Annotated in this window: 14 protein-coding genes; 2 read left to right on the top strand and 12 right to left on the bottom strand. The window is 43.7% G+C overall.

Annotated elements, in window-relative coordinates; all coding sequences use genetic code 11:
- The first annotated feature begins 16 nt into the window (after positions 1–16).
- Both LJD61_RS04840 and LJD61_RS04835 read left to right on the top strand, forming a co-directional pair.
- A complete protein-coding gene (locus tag LJD61_RS04840; protein ID WP_255226381.1) occupies positions 17–3,850 on the top strand; it encodes a fibronectin type III domain-containing protein in 3,834 nt (1,277 codons plus the stop codon).
- Positions 3,851–3,866: 16 nt separating this feature from the next.
- On the top strand, positions 3,867–5,759 hold the full coding sequence (locus LJD61_RS04835) for a cadherin-like beta sandwich domain-containing protein (protein ID WP_255226380.1): 1,893 nt from the start codon (positions 3,867–3,869) through the stop codon (positions 5,757–5,759).
- Positions 5,760–6,049: 290 nt separating this feature from the next.
- Here LJD61_RS04835 and LJD61_RS04830 read toward each other — a convergent pair whose 3' ends face one another.
- The 12 genes from LJD61_RS04830 to LJD61_RS04775 form a co-directional block, all read right to left on the bottom strand.
- Entirely contained in the window at positions 6,050–7,138 is a 1,089-nt protein-coding gene (locus LJD61_RS04830; RefSeq protein ID WP_255226379.1) for an ABC transporter substrate-binding protein, read from the bottom strand.
- Positions 7,139–7,152: 14 nt separating this feature from the next.
- A complete protein-coding gene (locus tag LJD61_RS04825) occupies positions 7,153–7,950 on the bottom strand; it encodes an ABC transporter ATP-binding protein (RefSeq protein ID WP_408614804.1) in 798 nt (265 codons plus the stop codon).
- Positions 7,941–8,954 (bottom strand): FecCD family ABC transporter permease, encoded by a 1,014-nt coding sequence (locus LJD61_RS04820; RefSeq protein ID WP_255226377.1) that lies wholly within the window; start codon positions 8,952–8,954, stop codon positions 7,941–7,943. Before LJD61_RS04820 ends, LJD61_RS04825 begins: the two co-directional genes overlap by 10 nt.
- A 21-nt stretch (positions 8,955–8,975) precedes the next feature.
- Complete coding sequence (locus LJD61_RS04815; protein WP_255226376.1) at positions 8,976–9,731, bottom strand: class I SAM-dependent methyltransferase; 756 nt, start codon at positions 9,729–9,731, stop codon at positions 8,976–8,978.
- Positions 9,715–10,248, bottom strand: a complete 534-nt coding sequence (locus LJD61_RS04810) for a nucleoside-triphosphatase (RefSeq protein WP_255226375.1) — start codon at positions 10,246–10,248, stop codon at positions 9,715–9,717. The genes LJD61_RS04815 and LJD61_RS04810 overlap by 17 nt, the downstream gene beginning before the upstream one ends.
- A gap of 90 nt (positions 10,249–10,338) precedes the next feature.
- Positions 10,339–11,337 carry an FAD binding domain-containing protein gene (locus tag LJD61_RS04805; RefSeq protein ID WP_255226374.1) on the bottom strand — a complete coding sequence of 333 codons (999 nt, stop codon included), beginning with the start codon at positions 11,335–11,337 and terminating at the stop codon, positions 10,339–10,341.
- Between the two features lie 30 nt (positions 11,338–11,367).
- Positions 11,368–13,632 (bottom strand): xanthine dehydrogenase family protein molybdopterin-binding subunit, encoded by a 2,265-nt coding sequence (locus LJD61_RS04800; protein ID WP_255226373.1) that lies wholly within the window; start codon positions 13,630–13,632, stop codon positions 11,368–11,370.
- Between the two features lies 1 nt (position 13,633).
- A complete protein-coding gene (locus LJD61_RS04795) occupies positions 13,634–14,143 on the bottom strand; it encodes a (2Fe-2S)-binding protein (protein WP_255226372.1) in 510 nt (169 codons plus the stop codon).
- Between the two features lie 71 nt (positions 14,144–14,214).
- The gene (locus LJD61_RS04790; RefSeq protein WP_255226371.1) at positions 14,215–14,553 is read right to left on the bottom strand and encodes a winged helix-turn-helix domain-containing protein; all 339 of its coding nucleotides are present in this window, start codon (positions 14,551–14,553) and stop codon (positions 14,215–14,217) included.
- Entirely contained in the window at positions 14,553–15,749 is a 1,197-nt protein-coding gene (locus LJD61_RS04785) for a Zn-dependent hydrolase (protein WP_255226370.1), read from the bottom strand. The genes LJD61_RS04790 and LJD61_RS04785 overlap by 1 nt, the downstream gene beginning before the upstream one ends.
- A 36-nt stretch (positions 15,750–15,785) precedes the next feature.
- A complete protein-coding gene (gene allB, locus LJD61_RS04780; RefSeq protein ID WP_255226369.1) occupies positions 15,786–17,165 on the bottom strand; it encodes an allantoinase AllB in 1,380 nt (459 codons plus the stop codon).
- Positions 17,166–17,684: 519 nt separating this feature from the next.
- A complete protein-coding gene (locus LJD61_RS04775; protein ID WP_255226368.1) occupies positions 17,685–20,024 on the bottom strand; it encodes a xanthine dehydrogenase family protein molybdopterin-binding subunit in 2,340 nt (779 codons plus the stop codon).
- Between the last annotated feature and the right edge of the window lie 9 nt (positions 20,025–20,033).

Below are 20,033 nucleotides of genomic sequence, written 5' to 3'. Positions count from 1 at the left end.
GAAGGGAGTTTGTTTTATGAAAAAATCTCTTTCTCTGTTACTCGCCTTTGCTTTATTCTGCACCTGTATTTTGGTTAACATTCAGCCGGCATACGCAGATGAAAATGACATAACAGCGCCGATCACTGATCCCGCAGAGCAGGCAAAGGCTCTTGGCTTTGACACAACTCAAGGACAAAGAACCGATGAAGCCGGCAATCCGGTGGATACCGCAAAGCACCCCCTTGGAGTTGATATATCCTATTTCAACAGAATCTCGCAAATTGGAATAATTTCCAACACATCCTTTAAGATCGGCAGCGGAGTTTCCAACCTGCCTCTGACTAACGACGGAATGAAGGCAAATCAGGATCTCATGAATCTGAACGGTGTTTTGGATAATGAATCCCTTAATGCGCCCAAGGTATCAGTTGCGGCGGACTTTAGCGGAATAGGGGCTTTCGGGCAGACGGATCAGGGAAGCATTCAGGTCTTTGTAACAGCCGCCATTCCTAAAAACAAAGCTAACAACAAAAATATAGATTTAAAGCTATTTGTAAGCGACTATAACGGGGGTAAACCAGTACATTCCTCTTTTCTCATCGCAACTATAAAAAAGCCTGAGCGCTATGACGACCGTACCACATCCAACCGGGAATACCCCATCGATATGGCTGCCGGCGATTTTGACCATGATGGCAAGGATGAGCTGGCAATTGCTGTAAGCAGCAGCTTGTTTATCATTAACATCAACAAGGAGATGAATCCCAATACCGGCTCGGTTTCCTATGCTTTGGAAAAGAATAGCGATGTTGCTTCAGCTGATTTGGGCAAAGATAAAATCATCAGAAATGATACTTTGATTCCGTATATAGCCGAAGGCATTGATACCAGCAATCCGCTGCAAATCAAGCCTAATGGCGCCAGAAATGTCATTGATATCGCCGCAGGCGATGCGGATTCAGACGGTTATGCAGATTTGCTGATATGCAGCGGAGATACAGTAACTCAAATACAGGAGGGCAAGAAAAGAATACCGGATTTGAATCCGGCGGTGCTCTATATTTACAGCGGTACTACGGATTTAAACAGCCCCACAACAAAAATCGACCTGCATCCCCAAAGCAGCAATAAAAAAGACCCGGACAAATACATCTTTACCAGTGCCAGCGTAAGCGTAGGTGATGCATTTAATACAGGAGAAAATGCTATTATCATAGGAGGCAGACTGAATGATCAAAGCCTTGCCATTACTTATCTCATATATGACGGCAAAGGCTTTGGCGATATATCAAGTGCTAGCTATCCGGTATATCCCATAAGCGATAATGCGGCGAAGGGTCTTAAAAGCTGGCTTCCGGGCATTGCCTGCGCTGCCCTTGACGGCCCTGGCATGCAAGAATATGTAGTGTTTGGAAATATCCTTTTGAAATATGACGGTGCAAGCTTTATAAAGCATGACGTTGCACATCCCAAAGCGGCGAATAAATATAAAAATACGAGTTTGAGATACCAGCACAAAAGCGGTCATTGGTTTAAAGATATCACCGATATTTATGGCGGAGGCAAGGGAGAGGATTCCACATACATCATAAGCACAATCGTCGGGAATTTTGATGGCAACTTGTCCGGAAGAGAGCAGGTTTTAATGCTCCATTATAACCGGTTTTACGATGGAGAGCATGTCTTCGTGACATGGTGCGGCCGTGAGGATAACAACTCCACTGATATTACCACTCATTTGACTAAAATATGGGGCGGTGATCAAGGAAAAACCAATTATCCTTCTATAGCGGCGGTAGATGTTTTAAATACCGGCATCACAGTGGTTGCAAGGCCTGAACTGACTACCTTTACTTTTTCAGACCCCTCTGTAATAGCGGTTTTGGGTGCGGCACCCTATTATAAGGAACTGAACGAGCAGAGCAGAGAATATTCAGGTGTCATCGGCAATATCGGAACTACCTACGGAACGGGAGCGGAGAAGTCCTCCTCTTTAGGCGGAGGCATTTCAGCCAGCGCAGGTGTCACCTTTGGCTTTGAGGACGGACTAAGTATTTTGGGCAAAAAAATATTCTCTCAAGAGTTTGAGGTTGAAGTAAAAAGCTCATTTACCCAAAGCTGGACGTCCACCACGTCGGTAAGCACAAGCCAAAGCTTTACTAACCTTACTGCTGATGACCAGGTGGTGGCCATGGTCATACCCTATGATGTATTCTATTATGAGATGTATGCCAAGGACAGCGAAAAACCTGAGCTGATGGAGATCCGGCTCCCATACGCACCTATTATGCAGAGCATGTCCCTTAATTACTACAATCGGGTGACACAGAATATGCCCAGTGCACCCAAGGTATCGCCTGAGGTTTTAAATAACCATGTTGTCGGAGACCCCAGAACCTATACATTAAAGAATGGGCAAAAGCCAAATGAGATTTCTAATGTCATGGGTATGCGCCTTGGTCAAGCTTTCCGCAAAAACACCCTATACCGCGGAGGCGCCTACGAGAAAAGCTTTATAGGAACGGGAATAGGTGAAGGCATAACCTCCCAGGAAATCACAGTGTCCGAAGAGGATGAGAAAGCCTTTGATTTCTCTCTGGAGACTAATGTAATGGTGAAAACTAACATATTGGGCGTAACAAAGGGTGTCAGCGGAGGAGTGGGTGCTTCAGTCACAACCTCCAGCGCAAAATCCAAATCCATCACAAGCTCGGGAACCGTGGCCAATGTTCCCGAGGACTACTCATATTATGCTTACCGGTGGTGCCTCGCGGTCTACAATTATAATTTGACCACAAACGACGGCAAAAATATCTCGGAGTGTCACGTGGTCAATTACCTGACGCAGCCCATAGGCTCCTTCCCACCTGCACAGCCCCAGAACTTAGCACTAAAGGATAAGTCCCTTACCTTAAACTCTGCTGTGATTACCTGGGATGCAGTGAAGGATGCGGCAGCCTACAATATTTACAAATCCCATTCGTGGGATGGCAGATATGAAAAAGTTGGCACGGCGCCGGGAACAGCAATGGGGTCTGCAAATACAAGCTATAGTATTACCGGCCTGGAAAGCGGTACTCAGACTTATTTCAAGGTTTCGGCCGTTTCCACCACCTTAAGGGAAGGCATAGCATCGAAGTCCGTGCCAATTATTCCTATTGAGGTCAAAAGCATCAGTATGCCGAGCCAACCGAAATTGAACTATACAGAGGGCGAAAAGCTGGATCTTTCAGGCCTTGCTGTTGCCTTAAAATACAGCGACGGACAAATAGACACCGTCGGGTACATTGATTTTTCAAAAAACAACCTTGCCGCCGACAGCTCGGATCAAAAGGTGTTGAATACTTATGATACGGGTAAAAAAATCACCGTTACTTATAAGGATGCCAACAAAACCCTATCTACTCAGACTCAGGAAATCAGCGTATCCTCTAAAGGCTCCGGCGACATAACCGCAAACATCGTATTCAGCTATTCACAATACAAAGAGGAGGATCTGCTGCCCAAGCAGGTTGTACAAAACGGAGCAACAGAAGTGATAGCACCTAAAATACCGTGGGATACCCTTTCCCGTGCAGCAGGAGTGACACCGGGTGTACCGCTTTATGCCTATGCCGGCATCAGAAACAACACCTCAATGACTCAGGACGTACTGGTAATACTGGTTCTCTATGACCAAAACGGCAGTATGGTAAGTATGAATTCCCTTGGCAGGAGAATTGGCGCGGGTGCTACTGAGGTTTATTCATTGTCAGTAATAACGCCTTTCGATGTAAATCAATATAGGGCAAAAGTCCTTGTGTGGGATGGAAATGATATCAATGCAACAAAACAAACTCCAAAAGCATATCCTGTCCAGCTCCCATGAAAAGGGGGAATAAGGCATGAAAAAACGATGTATACGCATCATAGCGGTAATTTTAGCGGTAATGCTGCTTTCATTTTGCCCGGTCGCTGTTGTTGCCGCTTCCGACGCTTATATCAGCAATGTGAAGGCTGAGGTTGACAAAAGAGGCGTTGTAACAATAGTCGGCTACAATAGCGGCGGCCCGGGGCATGAAATTACAGTCAAAGTAATAGCACCTGATGGAAGTTTAGCGTACGTTGACGAAGCAGCAAGCAGAATTGATGGAAATTTTTCCTTTATAAACTTACTGTCAGGAAACAAGGAGGGACGTTATCAAGTTACGATTGGAGCGTATGGCATTTTAAATGCTGTACGAACGTATTTTGACTATTATCCGGATAGAACAGGTGCCATAATAGCAAGCGTGGACGTAAATGCTTCCATTGATAAGAGCAATAAGGTTACAGTGTCCGGCACGATCAGCACAGGAAACGGACAGCAACTTACTGTTCTCATAAAAGATCCCGAAAAAAGAATTGAGCTTATCGAGCATTGTATTAGCAGGGATGGAGGCAAATATGAAATTTCATATATTATGAAAAATAAGCAAAAAGGAAGATATCTTGTCGCTGTAGGTTCGTCAGGCCTGGATTTGCCGGTATCCACATATTTTGATTATGGTGCGGATGTGAGCTTGAAGGCCAGTATAAATAAAAATAAGCAGGTTAACATAACGGGAAGCATTGACTCAGAGCCAGGGCAACAGGTAACAGTTAAGATTACCGATCCTTTAAATAGAATTGAATATGTCGGAAACACAATTAGCAGGGCCAGTGGCAATTTCAGTCTGGAATATACAATGAAAAACAGTACGGCAGGAAGGTATTATATCACTGTCGGTGCTGAAGGAATGAGCGCCGTGGCTGAAACCTTTTTTATCTATGACCCCTCTAATGCAGAGCTTAAAAGCCTTTTTCTTGAAAATATACAGTTAAATCCCAGCTTTTCTACGGATAAGACAAAATACTTTGATGTGGTTTTTGATAATATTAGGAATACCAAAGTGATAGCGGAGGCAAGTAATGAAGGCCAGACCATAACCGTAAATGGTGCTTTGGTAAATAGCGGGGAAGCATCGGGAAGAATTTCCCTGTATACGGGATTGAACACGGTTAGGGTTAAGGTAACATCAGCGGATGGCACAAGCAGCAGAACATATATTATCGACATCGAAAGGCTGCCTGCACCACCGTCCCGGCCTACGCCTCAACCACCGTCCCGGCCTACGCCTCAACCACCGTCCCAGCCTATATTGTCCGGCAATGCTGATTTGAGCGACCTTATTCTGGACGGTGCGACCTTTGAAGAGCCTTCACAATTTACATCATCGACTACCGAATATCTTGCCGTAATGAATCCGCAAAGCAATGGCGTAACTGTAACTCCGACGACAAAGGATGGCAATGCACGGATTACGGTAGATGGAGAGCCCGTGGCCGGCGGAAGCCCATCACAAATGATATATATTGCCGAAGATGAAACTCAAATAAATATTGTCGTCACCGCAGAGGATGGCACAACAAAGACATACATCCTCACGGTTATTCCCGGAGAGTATCTATCCAGCGATGCTAATTTGTCAGGCCTTGCTCTCAGCTATGGTGAGACCTTTGCAGATTTGCAGGAATTCACGCCATCGATTACTGAGTATGTTTATGCTATGGAAATGCTGCCGGAGCTAAACACAATAAGAGTGATTCCTACGGCAAGCGATGATGCTGCAACGATCACGGCCAATGGCACGCCTGTGGCTAGCGGAAGCCCATCAGCCCCTATAGAAGTTGGTGAAGGGAGCGTTCAAGTATATATCATTGTGACCGCAGAGGATGGCACAACAAAGACATACATCCTTACAATTATTCGCATATAGGCTATCTGTTCTACATTTATGCGGACAGCATAAGGTAATATGAGGAAGACAATAAACAGGGCGAGGAATACAAAATAGGATTACTTCAAAAATCGAGTGAGGTAGGTGATCAGCTCACCTACCTCACTCTCACAACACTTATCATACAGCTCGGTATCAGGCGGTTCCCCAGTTTACGCTATAATAGATTTATAATAGTTTATTTATCCCACTATGAACCCAAGAAAAGCTACCATGGATATTAAAAAGCCAGAAGTGATTTGCCATTTTTGCTTTTTAATACTGCAAAGTTATCTTATAGGGTTATATGCGTTCCCCAGCAAGTCCTTCAATTGTTCATCCGTCAAATCGATATGGTAGAACTCTTTGTAGAATTTCTTCGCTTCTTTTTTCATATCATAGTCGAATACATCAGGGTAAAATAGATTTCCCATCCATTTCAGGCCGATAAGCCTGTTGACTGAATCGGGCCTGTCATACCAATTAAAGGGGCCATGGGGGATTTCATAGACTTTCTTATTCTTTACCGCTTTTATTCCTGCCCATCTTTTGTCATTCATTATCTTGCTCTGAACTTTATGCTCGCCGCTTGGATCTGACCCTACAAGTATCACTTCAGGACCCCAGGCCAATACATTCTCAATGGATACAGGGCTCTTGCCATAATCCGTTGTGGTGCTTATTCCCGCTACGTTCAGGCCGCCTACCATATCGGAAACCAGCGTTCTTATGGAATTTCTTCCTTCAGTCTGCAAGCCTTCAGCCCCTTCGGCGTAGTATATCCTTACCTTTTTTTGTGGCAGCTTACCGGCCTTTTCTTTAACTTCATTGATTATCGCTTTTGAATAATCAGCTAAAACCTTTGCTCTTTCCTTCTCATTTACAATGTCGCCTACAAATTCATAGGCCTTATAGGACTTTTCAAGGTTGGAATCGACCATCACAATAGGTATGCTAAGTTGTTTTTGGATCTTCTCCACAGTAGAGATCGCGGTTTTATCGATAGTGCCATATGACAATATAAAATCAGGCTTGGCCTTCAGTATCTCCTCGATATTGCCGGTATTGTTTTTGCCGAACCAGCCTCCAAGGACAGGCAATTTTTTGTATTTGTACGGTACGAATTTCAGCTCCCTTGGGGTAAACTCATAATTAACTCCCACTATCTTATCGGGGCACAGAGTGTATAAAAGTATAGTGCCTGAAGGACCCATTGAATATACTTTGTTTACTGCTTCAGGAACAGCTACCTTTCTTCCCGCCATATCAACTATGGTTCGGGTTTGATTTTCAGCTTTAGATGCATTGACTGTAATAGCAGAGAATATAAGTGTAAATGCGATCAATAAGGATAATGCTTTGATTGATTTTTTATTCATTCTTCTTCTCCTTTCTAGTTATAAGAATTCATAAGAGGTATGCACAGCTTTGCTTTTCTCCTATCGGGCATGTCTGCATCCACCATCACCACGTCTATGCCGTAAAGGCTTTTCATGCTTTCTTCGGTGATCACATTCTCCGGCGATCCGTAATCTATTGCATCCCCTCCCTTCATCAGAACAACCTTAGATGCAGCAGCCAGAGCATGCTCCGGCCGGTGAGATGTCATCACCACAGTCAACCCCTCTTCTACCAGCTTTATAATATATTCAAGCACCCTTGCCTGATTACCGAAGTCAAGATTCGATGTGGGCTCATCCAATATAAGTATCTGAGGCTTCTGGGCCAGGGCCCTGGAGATCAATACCATCTGCCTTTCCCCTCCGCTGATCTCCGTATAGGATTTGTCTTTCAGATCATCTATTCCCATTTTCTTTAAAATATCACAAGCTATATCTCTGTCTTGCTTTTTAGGCATCCCGAAAGTGCTCATATGTACTGTTCTTCCCATCAACACTACATCCAAAACAGAGAAAGGAAAAGGCGGAATATGCTGCTGCGGCACATAGGCTATGGCTTTGCCGAATTCTGCAGGCGACCATCCCCTGGTGCTTATGCCATCGATCAGTACTTCTCCCTCCATAGGCTTCAATATGCCTAATATTGTTTTTAAAAGCGTTGTTTTGCCTACTCCATTTGATCCTAAAATACATAAAGACTGGCCTTCGCCGACATCGATGCTCAGGTCGTGCCCCACAGCCTTCTTGCCATAGCCGAAGGTCAAATCTCTTATTTCGAGCTTCAATTCCATCCCCTCCTTGAATACATCAAAAGGTAAATAAAAAACGGTGCACCCATGATTGAGGTCAATATACCGAGAGGAACCTCAAGAGAGCTTGCGCATCTTGCTATATCATCAATAATAAGCAGGAATGTTCCTCCGGTTACGACAGCATAAGGCAGAAGCTTCTTATAGTCAGGGCCTGCAACAGCTCTTGCAAGATGAGGTATCACAAGGCCTATCCAGCCTATTAATCCGCTTATCGCGATGCATGAGCTTGTCATTAAAGTTGCACAGATGATCACGATCATCCTCAATCTGTTTACATTCACGCCCATGGCTTGGGCCTCTTCTCCGAAGGAGAGTACATTAAGCTTCCATCTCAGCAGGTAAAGAGGCACTATCCCAATAATAAAGCAAGGCAAGAGCATATAGACATCTGTGTCTTTTACGGCAGCCAGGCTTCCCATAAGCCAAAAGGTTATCTCCGGGAGCTTTCCATAAGGATCTGCAACAAACTTGGTCAATGAAACTAATGATGAGAAAACGGTTCCTACCAAAATACCTGTCAATACAAGCATAAGGGTGGCATCCCTTCCTCTTATGCTTTTGCTTATGACATAAGTAATAAAAACCGATATTAAGCCAAATATAAATGCAGAAAGCTGTATAGCTGCAATTGACCAGGAAAACAAAATCCCTATGCATGCCCCAAAGCTTGCACCTGCAGAAGCTCCAAGTATATCAGGGGATATCAGCGGGTTTCTGAACATGCCTTGATATGCAGCACCTGAAGCTGCTAATGCGCCTCCGACTAAAAATGCTGCTGTAATCCTCGGCAGGCGGACTTGGAAAATAACAGTTTCCAATCCCTCGTCAACAGGCTTATTCAGGTCGAGTAGTTTGTTTCCAAGCACATCCCCTATGTCGCTCAAGCTCATAGGGTATCTTCCAAGGATTATAGACACTATAAAAATTATGATAGGTATGAGTATCAGAAAGTATTTTTTCCTTTTATAAGCTTCATCCAACATACTATACTCCTTTAGCCATTTTCACTGAAAAGCTTTATGATTGCCAGAGCATAAGCCGTTTTCGACTATTATTATATTGCTGCGTTTAATATTAGGAAGATAGTAGGCCTTTCCTTTTTTCTTCAGACAAGCTTCAGAATGCTTTTTCAACAAAGCATCATCTTTTATATCAAAGTAATGCTCCATAAAGCTTTTGTATTCTTCCATGCTGTCCATAGGCTGGCCAAATTCGCAGTTATGCTCAATATTGCCAAATATGATATTGTTTTGTTCAAAAAAGTTAGATACGCTGTTTAAGTTTTCTCTCCTCGTATAGGTCTTAACCGGCTCAAAAAACCGGTTTATGCCAAAATTATCTCCAAATGAGCTATTAGGGATAATACCTACTACATACTTACTGCTAAGCCCGGCCAATTTAAAAAATTCCTCTGTGCCAAAGCCGCCGCAATAGCATATAAAAACTGCATCATATATTTTTTCCGGCTTGTGTTTTTTCCAATCGCAGGCTATAGGCTTTATATTGCTCATCTTTTTTTCATCGCATTTTTTATTCAGGAATCCAATGGCTTCTTCACTGATATCCAAAGACGTAACAGAGTTTACATAAGGGGATAAGGCCATGGACAGATAGCCTAAGCCGCATCCCACATCCAATACATCCGAGTTCTTGTTTACAAGGCCTCTCTCATCGCACTTTTCCGCTATGCCTTCATAGAAATCCGTCAAATAGGCTGCCTTCTCAAACCATTTTATTTTATATTCATTCCACACAAACATATCCGTCATATCCTAACAATTTTAAAATTTTATTCGGTATTTCATCCCTGTTTTCTTTTGTCATTTCAAGTATTTGTATATCTTTTCTTTTCCTTAAATCATTTAAGAAGCCTGATGATACTGTTTTAATAACTCCCAATACAGGTATGTGCGAGTCCAAGCATTCAAAGACCGCTTTCTGAAAGGGATAGGCATGTTCCTCAAAAAAACCTAATTCATCCATTATGATAAGATCAACCTTATCCTCTAAAGCTTTTTTTAATATATGGACACCCATATCATTGAAGGTATCCGGCATAGGTATCCAGTTGCCTTTTTCATCCTGTCTTGCAATATATGCGGGCATGACAGTACCCCTGGCATTTAAAGGCTTCATTGAAAAACCGATAACCTTATCGTCATGGGTCATGCGAAATGTGCTGAATCCTCCAACAGTTCCCCTAAAGCTGCTTAAATAAGCATTCAATGCTGTAGTTTTGCCGATATGTATGCTGCCCGTTAAAAATATGTTCTTCAACATTTATCCTCCTGAGTCAAATAATGCTGCGTTATACTAACAAAAGTATAACGCAATGTCAAAACTTTGTAAACCTTTAAACGGCATCAATTATTTTTTTATGATCGCAGAAATTAAACCATCTGTCATTCGTAAAATATTTTTAAAAGCATTCCTTTTTGCATTTATGGATATCCCAGTTTCTCTTATCAGACAGCTTTTTTTTGTCAGTTCCGAAAGTGCACCTTCAACGATATCCTTCTTATATTCTTCCAGCTTATCAAGATGGTTGACTATCATGCTCTCAATATCATTCAATTCTATTGGAACAGGGGATACGGCTCCTGCTATTATCCTGACAATACAACTCTCTTCACGCTTAGAATATCTGGCTGCTATATTCATAGCAGGGAAGTCTATTGAAGCCCTTAAGCTGTATTTCCCAAATTTCGCCCAGGAGTCTTCAGGTAAATAAGGAATATAAAAGCCCTTTAAAATAAAATCATTGGTTTTTATCCTTCCGTTTCTTTCAATATGGCTTTTGATAAGATGGCTGACAGGCATTCTTATCAATTCTCCGTCATAAATTTCTGCTTCGGCATCCAGGCTCAACAGCACAGGAGCTATATCCGAATAATATAACGCCCTGCAAACCTCGGATTTAGGAGCTTGATGACATATGCTCCCGCCTATTTTAAAGCATGATGCCAGATTGCTCCTCCAATCTTCCGATTGATTGAAATACATGCATCTCCTATCTTGAAGTATATTGCCTCCTATAGTTCCCATGTTTCGTATCTGCGGAGAAGCAACACTTTGGGCAGCCCGTGCCAATGATTGAAAGGAATCTATGACAAATCTGTTTTCATGGATCTCTTCCAAGGTAACCATCGAACCTATAAACATCCCTTTTTCATCCGCTTCTATCTTTTTTAATTCCATTATTTTTCCCAGACTTATAATCGTCTCAGGTTTTTTCAGATCGTACTTCAATAAAGGTATATAATCTGTCCCTCCCCCAATGTAAGCAGCTTCTTCATGCTTTTTTTTGAAATCATAAGCATCGGAAAGGGATTCAGGAACAAGATATTCAAAACCGGATTTTATCATAATAGGATCACCTCTGTTGTTTTATGTTTTTTATGCTCTCAAGCCTTTGGCAATGTATGAGTGAGTTATAGGGATCTTCTTTATTTCTTCCCCGGCAGCATTGGATATCGCAATTGCTATTGCCGCAGCAACCGGAACAGTGGCCAATTCTCCCACGCTCTTGGCTCCAAAGGGTCCGGTAGGTTCATATCCGTCGGCAATATACACATGGATTTCCGGCATGTCAAGGGTTAGAGGAACTTCATAATTGATAAGGTCTGAGGATAGGACTTTTTTGGTCTTTTTATCAATTTCGATCTGTTCCATCATAGCATAGCCTATGCCCATGCTTACCCCGCCCTGTACCTGCCCTTCCACAAACTCGGGATTTATTGCTTTGCCCACGTCCACTGCTTCGATTATATGCTTTAGTTGAACACTGCCCGTAATCATATCAACAGCGACCTTAGCCCAACAAATCGCAAAAGGCGGCGGGGCCTCCTCAGCTTTATAGCTGGAGCTTCCGGTTATGATCACCCCTTTTTGCCCAAAGGTTACCTTTGATACAGCTTCTTTAAAAGTTAACTCACAATTTTTATCAGGGCTCTTGACAACAAATCTGCCATTCTCAAATACGATATCATCTCCAACAGTTTCATATATTCTCGCCAATGCCTTCATTATTCTTTCCCTTGCATCCTTAACAGCCAGAAATACAGCGTTGCCCCCCACGTATGTCTGGCTGCTGGCAAAGGTACCTGTATCATATGGAGTGAATTTAGTATCGGCAGCTGTTATGGTTATATCCTTAAGGTCAATCCCCAGCCCTTCTGCCGCGATTTGGCCAAGTATGGTCTCGCTTCCCTGCCCTATATCGGCAGAGCCCATAAGCAAATTGGCCGTACCGTCATCATTTATCAATACCACACTGGAGCTCATGCCTTCCTTTGAGGATGGTCCGGAGGTATGGCAGCAAAAAGCCGTGCCCCAAGCTTCTTTTATGTCAGTATCATTGTTTGAGCTATTCCTCGCCTCTTCTTCGTCTATTCTCCTTCTTATTTCTTCCCCTTTATTTAAGCATTCTTCAACAGCACAGCTGAGAAGAGGGGCTGATGCGGCCGGAAGCTTATCTCCGACCCTCACATGATTTTTCATTTTGAATTCTATAGGGTCCATATTCAGCTTTTTCGCTATTGTATTGAGCATCACTTCTCGTGCAAAGGTCATCTGAGGATTTCCATATCCCCTTACCGCTCCGCTCACGGGTGAATTAGTATAGACACAGTAGCCCTCGAAGAGATAGTTGGGTATCCTGTAGTTCACCTTTCTGCTCCCTGCCGCGACTACTGTCGGCCCATGGGTCGTATATGCTCCCGTATTATAATAGGCTTTGGCCTTTAATGCCTTGATATAGCCATCCTTTGATACACCTATCTTCAGGGTTATCCTTGCACTATGTCTTACCACCGAAGCATACATTTGTTCTTCTCTCGTATTTATAATCTTAACGGGCCTTCCGACAGACTTTGAGAGTATGGCACCTACATGCTGGTTGTGCAGCTGCTGCCTCTCGCCAAAGCCGCCTCCCATCATAGGCTTCGTTATCCTTACATCGTTTTCAGCCATGCCCATTAGCTTTGCCAATACTCGTCTTTCTTGAAAAGGGGTTTGGGAAGTGCTAATTATGTTCAGCTTCCCTTCAAAGGTATAATCGCAGATGCAGCTATTCGGCTCCATAGAAACATTTTGTATCATAGGTGTATAATATGTATCTTCAAAAACATAGTCCGATTCTTCAAAGCCTTTATCTACATCCCCTTGCTCAGCTTCTATCTTTTTCACGACATTGCTGCCGCTTATTTCCGGATGCAGCAGCGGCGCATCTTCTTTCAAAGCATCATCAACATCAAATAATGCAGGCAGCTCCTCATATTCTATAATCAATTCATCCAGGGCTTCTCTGCATGCTTCTTTTGTAACTGCAGCGACTGCAGCTATCCGATCTCCCATGTACAACGGGTGATCCGTTAATATCCTTTCATCCTCTATCAATAAGGGAGAGGGAGGATTGCCTGAACAGTTGAACAGCTTGTCCGGCATATCCTCAGGAAGAAGCACCTTCAGCACTCCAGGAACCTTTTCCGCCCTGGTTTTATCAATGCTTTTCACTCTGGCGTGGGCATAAGGGCTTCTCAAGATCATGCCATACACCATATGAGGCAGGACATAATCATCTACATATTTTGCTTGACCTGTAACCTTCGCTGCAGATTCAAGCCTCGGATGTGACTTGCCCACGACTTTAAAATCATCCATATTACTTTTCCTCCAATTTAGAATGCTTCTCTTCATTATTGAGTTTATCTGCTGCATTTTTTACTGCTTTTATTATCTTTGTATATCCGGTACATCTGCAGAGGTTTCCCGAAAGAGCTTCTTTTATCTGTAAATCAGTAGGATTAGAGTTCTTGTCCAGCAAGCCTTTTGCAGACATGATCATGCCGGGTGTACAAAATCCGCATTGAACTGCATTTTCTTCTATAAAGGCTTGCTGGATAGGGTGAAGCTTTCCCCCTCCATTCAGTCCTTCTATTGTGGTTACCCTCTTGTCATCGGCCTGCACGGCCAAAAGCATGCAGGAATTTACAGGCTTTCCATCGAGCAATACGGTACACGCACCGCAATGGCCGCTGTCGCAGCCTTTCTTTGTTCCCTTGAGTCCGATATTTTCCCTTAAAAAATCTAAAAGCGTCAAATTAGGCGATATATCCGACTCATACTCTTTTCCATTAATATATATATGGATATGGGATGTTTGATTGCCCACCAGACTCACTCCTTATTAATTTCCCTATTCCGATCCCCGTTATCTTTTAAATAAAATAACGACAGCAAAAATTAAAACCCATTTTCAAAATGCTTATTATACAGTTCATCCAAAATGTTATCGGCTTCTTTGCAAAAATTCCTATAGCTTTTGATCAAGGCTCTGGCTTCAGGTGTTAAGTCAGACCCACCGCCTTCTATGCCTCCGGTGTGTCGTTCAAGAAGCGAAAAGCCCAATTTAGCCTCCGCTCTTTTTATCATGGACCATGCCTTGCTGTAGGACATATCAAGCTTATTTGCAGCCTTATTGAGGGTACCCAGCTTATCTACTGCTTCAAGAAGTATCAGAGGCCCCTTCCCAAACACCTTCACGCCGTCCTCTTCCAGCCAGAAACGACTCTCAAGCTTCATTATGCCAAAATCGTATCCAGCTTCAGCAATGTGTTGGCAAGAACAGCAGCTCCTTTTATCAGATCTTCTTTTTCAGTAGATTCTTCTTTGTTATGGCTTATGCCATTTATGCTCGGAACGAATATCATGCCTGCAGGCATTACGCGGGCAAGAGGGCTTGCGTCATGGGAAGCCCCGCTCGGCATCCTCATGCACTCTATATCAAGCTCACGGCTTACTCCTTCTATAGCATCAATGACTTTTTCATCAAGCTTGACAGGAGGTTTATCAACCCAGAGTTCAACATTAGCTGTGCATATCTCGGCTTTTGAGAATATCTCCTTTAATTTATTTACAGCATTATGTGTATTTTCCTTTTCTGTTGAACGTATCTCTATTCCAAACCTGGTTTCGCCGGGAACTATTCCTATCTGACCGGGCTCTACATCAATATATCCAATATTGCAGACCATATTTTCCTGGGCCCTCATATATTCAAGCCACTCATGAAGGAGTACAACAGTTTGATATACCGCATCCTTGCGTTCCAGCATTGGAGTTGTGCCGGCATGATTGGCTTCCCCCGATACGCAGCCCTTATACCTGGTTATTCCCACAATGGCAGTGGGTATTCCTATAGGGATTTTTTTGCGCCAGAGAACAGGTCCCTGCTCTATATGAAGCTCCATAAATGCTGCATAGCTTTCAATATCTGCCCTTGCATCGGCAATATCCTTTTTTTTCATACCATAACTCTCCAGAACTTCGTCCGACGGGGGCGTTTCCATCTGACCTGTAAACGCTCTGCTTCCATATGTCCCGCCTAACGGTCCGCCTTCTTCTGCTATAAACCCGACTGCTTCTATAGAATGCCTGGGCTGCACTCCCGATTCTTTTAAGGTTCTAAGGGCTTCGAGACCGGCTATAACACCATATGCACCGTCAAGCATCCCTCCGGCCTTGACTGCATCAAGATGTGAACCGGTCAGGATAGTCTTCGCCTTTGAATCTCTTCCTTCCAATCTGCCGAAGATATTTCCTACAGTATCCACGCGGGTTTTTAGACCTGCTTCCTTCATCCTTCGCTCAACATAATCTCTGACTTTTATGTAGTCCTCCGAATATGCTTCTCTAAAAAGGCCCTCGCCTTTCTTCCAGCCTATTTTCCCTTGATTTTCGAGATCTTCTATAAGTCGGGCCCCATTGATCTTGATCATATCGTAAACCTCCCAATAGCATATATCCTAATGCTTTTATTTAACCGGCACCACCCATTGGCCATATCCGGGTTTTGCAAGTATCTTGCCTTCATCGAAAACAACCTTGCCTCTAAGTATGGTTTTCTTTATTTTTCCGTATACGCGCTTTCCTTCAAATACCTTTGCAACATCACGGGCTTTGGTAAACATTTCGCCTGCATGAATCGTATATCCTTCATCAGGATCGATCAGCACAAGGTCTGCATCCGCTCCAGGGCATATTGCACCCTTTTTAGGATACAATCCAAATATTTTACTTGGATTGGTAGATAAAAGCTTGACCGCTCTATCAATGGATATTTTGTTTTCTTTTGCTGCCGTAAACATAAGGGGCATGCTCGTTTCAATCCCGGGGAAACCGGAAGGTGCCACAAATATATCTTCCTTTTTCTTCTCCTTCTCTTCAACCGTATATGGAGCATGGTCGCTGCCTATTGTATCGATTGTTCCGTCTTTGATATAATCCCACATCTTGGCAACTCGATCCTTGTCTCTCAATGCAGGATTGCATTTTGCATAGGTGCCAAACTTATCGAGAGCGTCGTCAGCAAGATATAAATAATGAGGACATGTCTCAATATAAATTTCCTGGCCTTCCTGTCTTGCTCTCTTAGCTAACTCAACTGCTTCCGGAGTTGACATATGAACAAGGTATAATCTTGTCCCGTTTTCTTTTGCAAGCCTTATAAGTCTTTCAACAGCAAGCACCTCAACGATAGCAGGGCGGGATTCACAGTGTGCCTTTGGATATGTTTTTCCTTCTTTTCTAAGTTTAGCAATACCTCCGGAAACCAGATCATTATCTTCCGCATGAGCAGATGCTAAAAGTGATGTCTTTTTTATTTCCTTTAATACTTCATTGAGTTCAAAATTATTCTTGCTCGTAAGGCCCTCAAATTCGCTTGTCCTTCCTTCAGGTGCATCATGGAGGAAGGTTTTATAGCCGACTATACCGGCTTTGCCTATTTCACCGATCTTATCTAAATGGCCGCCTCCTGCCGCACCTAAAAAGGCTACATCCACAATAGCCTGCTCTTTAACAGCCTCAACTCTTCTATTCAGGATCTCAACCGAATACTGAGGGGGATTTGAGATGGGATGCTCTATTATGGTGGTTATACCACCTGCTGCCGCGGCTTCAGTGCCGGTTTTGAAATTCTCCCTGTGGGCTCCTCCAGGGAAACGTATATGAACATGAGGGTCCACGCCTCCCGGTATGAGGTAATTTCCTTTTCCGTCAATGACTTCTTTTGCCTCCGGCAAGGAACCGTCAGAAGCAACAGCTGCTATTTTACCATTCTCTATTGCTACTCCGCCCAAAAAAATATTGGCAGGCGTAACAACATGAGCATTCTTTATAACTAAATCTACCATATATAATCAGTCTCCTTATTTTCAACTCTGTATTTTAATTTAGTCACTAGTCGCCAGTCACTAATCTCTAGATTTAGGTATTCCTTTTGGGTCAAAGGGAACGGAGAACACGGATTTACACGGATTTTAGCACGGATTAGCACAGAGGAATTTTTATATAATATCATAAAACCCTTACACTGCGGTTATTGCTATGAAAGTCCAGCGACCTTGTCATCCTGAGGGCTATGCCCGAAGGATCTAATTTGAGATTCTTCAGTCGCAGGCTCCTTCAGAATGACCGCGACTGCTTTCGTTTATCGTTGTGCGGACACCGCATGAGAATTCTGAGCATAGGCGAAGAATCTTCAGGATGACAAGCTTGACTATAGCTTTTTTTACCCATTTCGTGTCATTTAGTGTGTCCTTTCGTGACTTTTAGTGGTTTCAAAAATAACCCCGCCGTGTTAATCCGTGAAAGATTCCGTGAAAATCCGTGTTCCCCGTTTTCCTCCCCCCGTATGTCGCATTTTTTATTTATTAAGCCTCATTCTTTTCTTTTAAGGCTTTTATTATTTTTTCAGGTGTGCAGGGAAGATCTCTGATACGAATTCCGCAGGCATTATATATCGCATTGCCGACAGCGGCGGCAACAGGATTCGTAACTCCTTCCCCTATGGCTTTGGCCCCGAGAGGCCCTGTAGGTTCATAAGTGCCTGCAAAAATCATTTCGACCTCCGGCATGTCCATGGATGTCAACAGATGATATTTCGAAAAATTAGGAGTCAGCAGCTTGCCTGTCCCTTTATCAAACAATGTATCTTCCATAAGGGCAAAACCCAAACCCATATGCATACCGCCGGTGACTTGCCCCTCTACATTATTTGCATTTATTATTGTGCCTGCATCTACTCCGCTCAATGCGCGCACGACCTTAACCATACCCGTCAAAGTATTGACCTCAATTTCTACAAATATTGTTACAAAGTGAGGCGGGCATGCATTCGGCCTTACACTCGCATTGGAGGCTGCAACCCCCCAGCCTTTGAAATGAGCCGCACGCACCACATCAGCAACAGGTCTGGAATCTTCAGGCTTATTATGGATATATATTTTGCTATCCTTGATCTCCAGGTCTTCCGGGCCGCACTGGAACAACCTGGCTCCCCATTCAAGAAGCTTAGCATGAAGTTCCTCCGCACATTTGACTATAGGCTGTCCCGATCCGTAAAGTCCCCGGCTTGCGTGGGTCGCACCGTCAAATGGTGTGGTATCGGTATCTCCCTGGTTAACCATCACATCTTCATATTTAAGTCCTATGATTTCAGCCGCCAAAGCCGCATGTGAGCTAAGGCATCCTGAACCGCAATCAGCAGCCGAGTTCATTATTTGCGCTGTACCGTCTTCATTCATTTTCATAAATGCCGCACTATGATCTATGATGAACGCATTTGGCTTCTCAGACCCGCAGCCGGAGGTATGGAAGCCTCTCGCCATACCGATGCCTCTTCGAATCCATGGCTTGTCCGGATAAGGAACATGGTTCATATTATTCCTGTCATACCAGTCCATGATCTCAGTGCTTTTGTTCAGCAATTCAGAAGTTCCGCAGCTCCTGATGGTGCTCTTTACAGCAGGACCCTGGCCATAGAAGAGATCACCGACATCGACATTGTTTTTGAATCTCAGCTCAACCGGATCAATGCCTAGCTCCATTGCCGCTTCATCCATCATAGTTTCAACGGCCCAGTTTCCCTGAGGATTGCCGGCTCCGCGCATTGCCGACAGCGGAGGGGTATTTGTATACACAGATACTCCCGTGATCCTCATGTTAGGACATCTATACATGGAGAGGCAGGTACCTGCAGCAAGGGACATCTTGGAACTTCCGCTGAAGGCATAAGCTCCCGTATCATCAGTAACGTCAGCATGGAGGGCAAGCATGGTGCCGTCCTTCTTAAACCCTGCCTTTACTTTTATGATCATAGGGTGGCGGCCGCAGGACAGAAACATTTCTTCTCTTGTCTTTTCACCTCTGACAGGCTTTCCCGTCCTCATAGCCAACAGGGCACAGATGTTCTCAATAAAGCCTGTATGGATATGTGCACCAAAAGCGCCTCCAAGGTACATGCGGTGGCAGTTTAGTTTGCTTGCAGAGATTCCGAGGGAATGCGACATATTCATGCGCATAGCATGAATGCCCTGGGATGTAGCATAGACATCCAATCTTCCATCATCTCTGGGAACGCAAATTACACAAGTTCTTTCCAAAGGTGCAGGGTTCGGCTTAGAAGTGCGATATTCTCTTTCTATTATATATTCCGATTCTGCAAAACCTTTTTCCGTATCCCCTATGCTTACATCCGTTGAATCTAAAATATTGCCTTTCAATTCAATATATTTATCGCCTTTTTTGGCTTCCTCATGTATTTGACAGGCATCCGGCTTCAGAGCGTCCTCCGCCGTTGCAGCAACGGGGAGCACTTCATATTCTACCTTTATCCTATTTAAGGCTTCTTCAGCAGCTTCAACGCTGGTTGCAGCCACGGCAGCTACCCTGTCTCCGACATGTCTCACATGCTTTTCCAATATATAGCTGTCATGAAACATTATCTCAGGAACATGCAGAAACTGGTGCATGCTCAATATTTTAGGAACATCATCATAAGTTATCACATCAACAACACCTTCAACCTCAAAGGCACCGGACACATCGATGCTCTTTACAACGGCATGTGCATAAGGGCTGCGCAGGATACGGCAGTGAAGCATGTCAGGGAACCTCAAATCCCCTGTAAATCTCATCTTTCCCGTAGCCTTCATTTTTGCTTCGATCTTTTCTTGCCTTTTACCTACTATATTAAAATTATTTACTCGCATTTAAACGCC

It is taken from the genome of Lutispora saccharofermentans, assembly GCF_024363565.1.
Classification (GTDB): domain Bacteria; phylum Bacillota; class Clostridia; order Lutisporales; family Lutisporaceae; genus Lutispora; species Lutispora saccharofermentans.
Note: the sequence above shows the minus strand (reverse complement) of the source record. Positions and strands in the feature narration are given on the sequence as shown.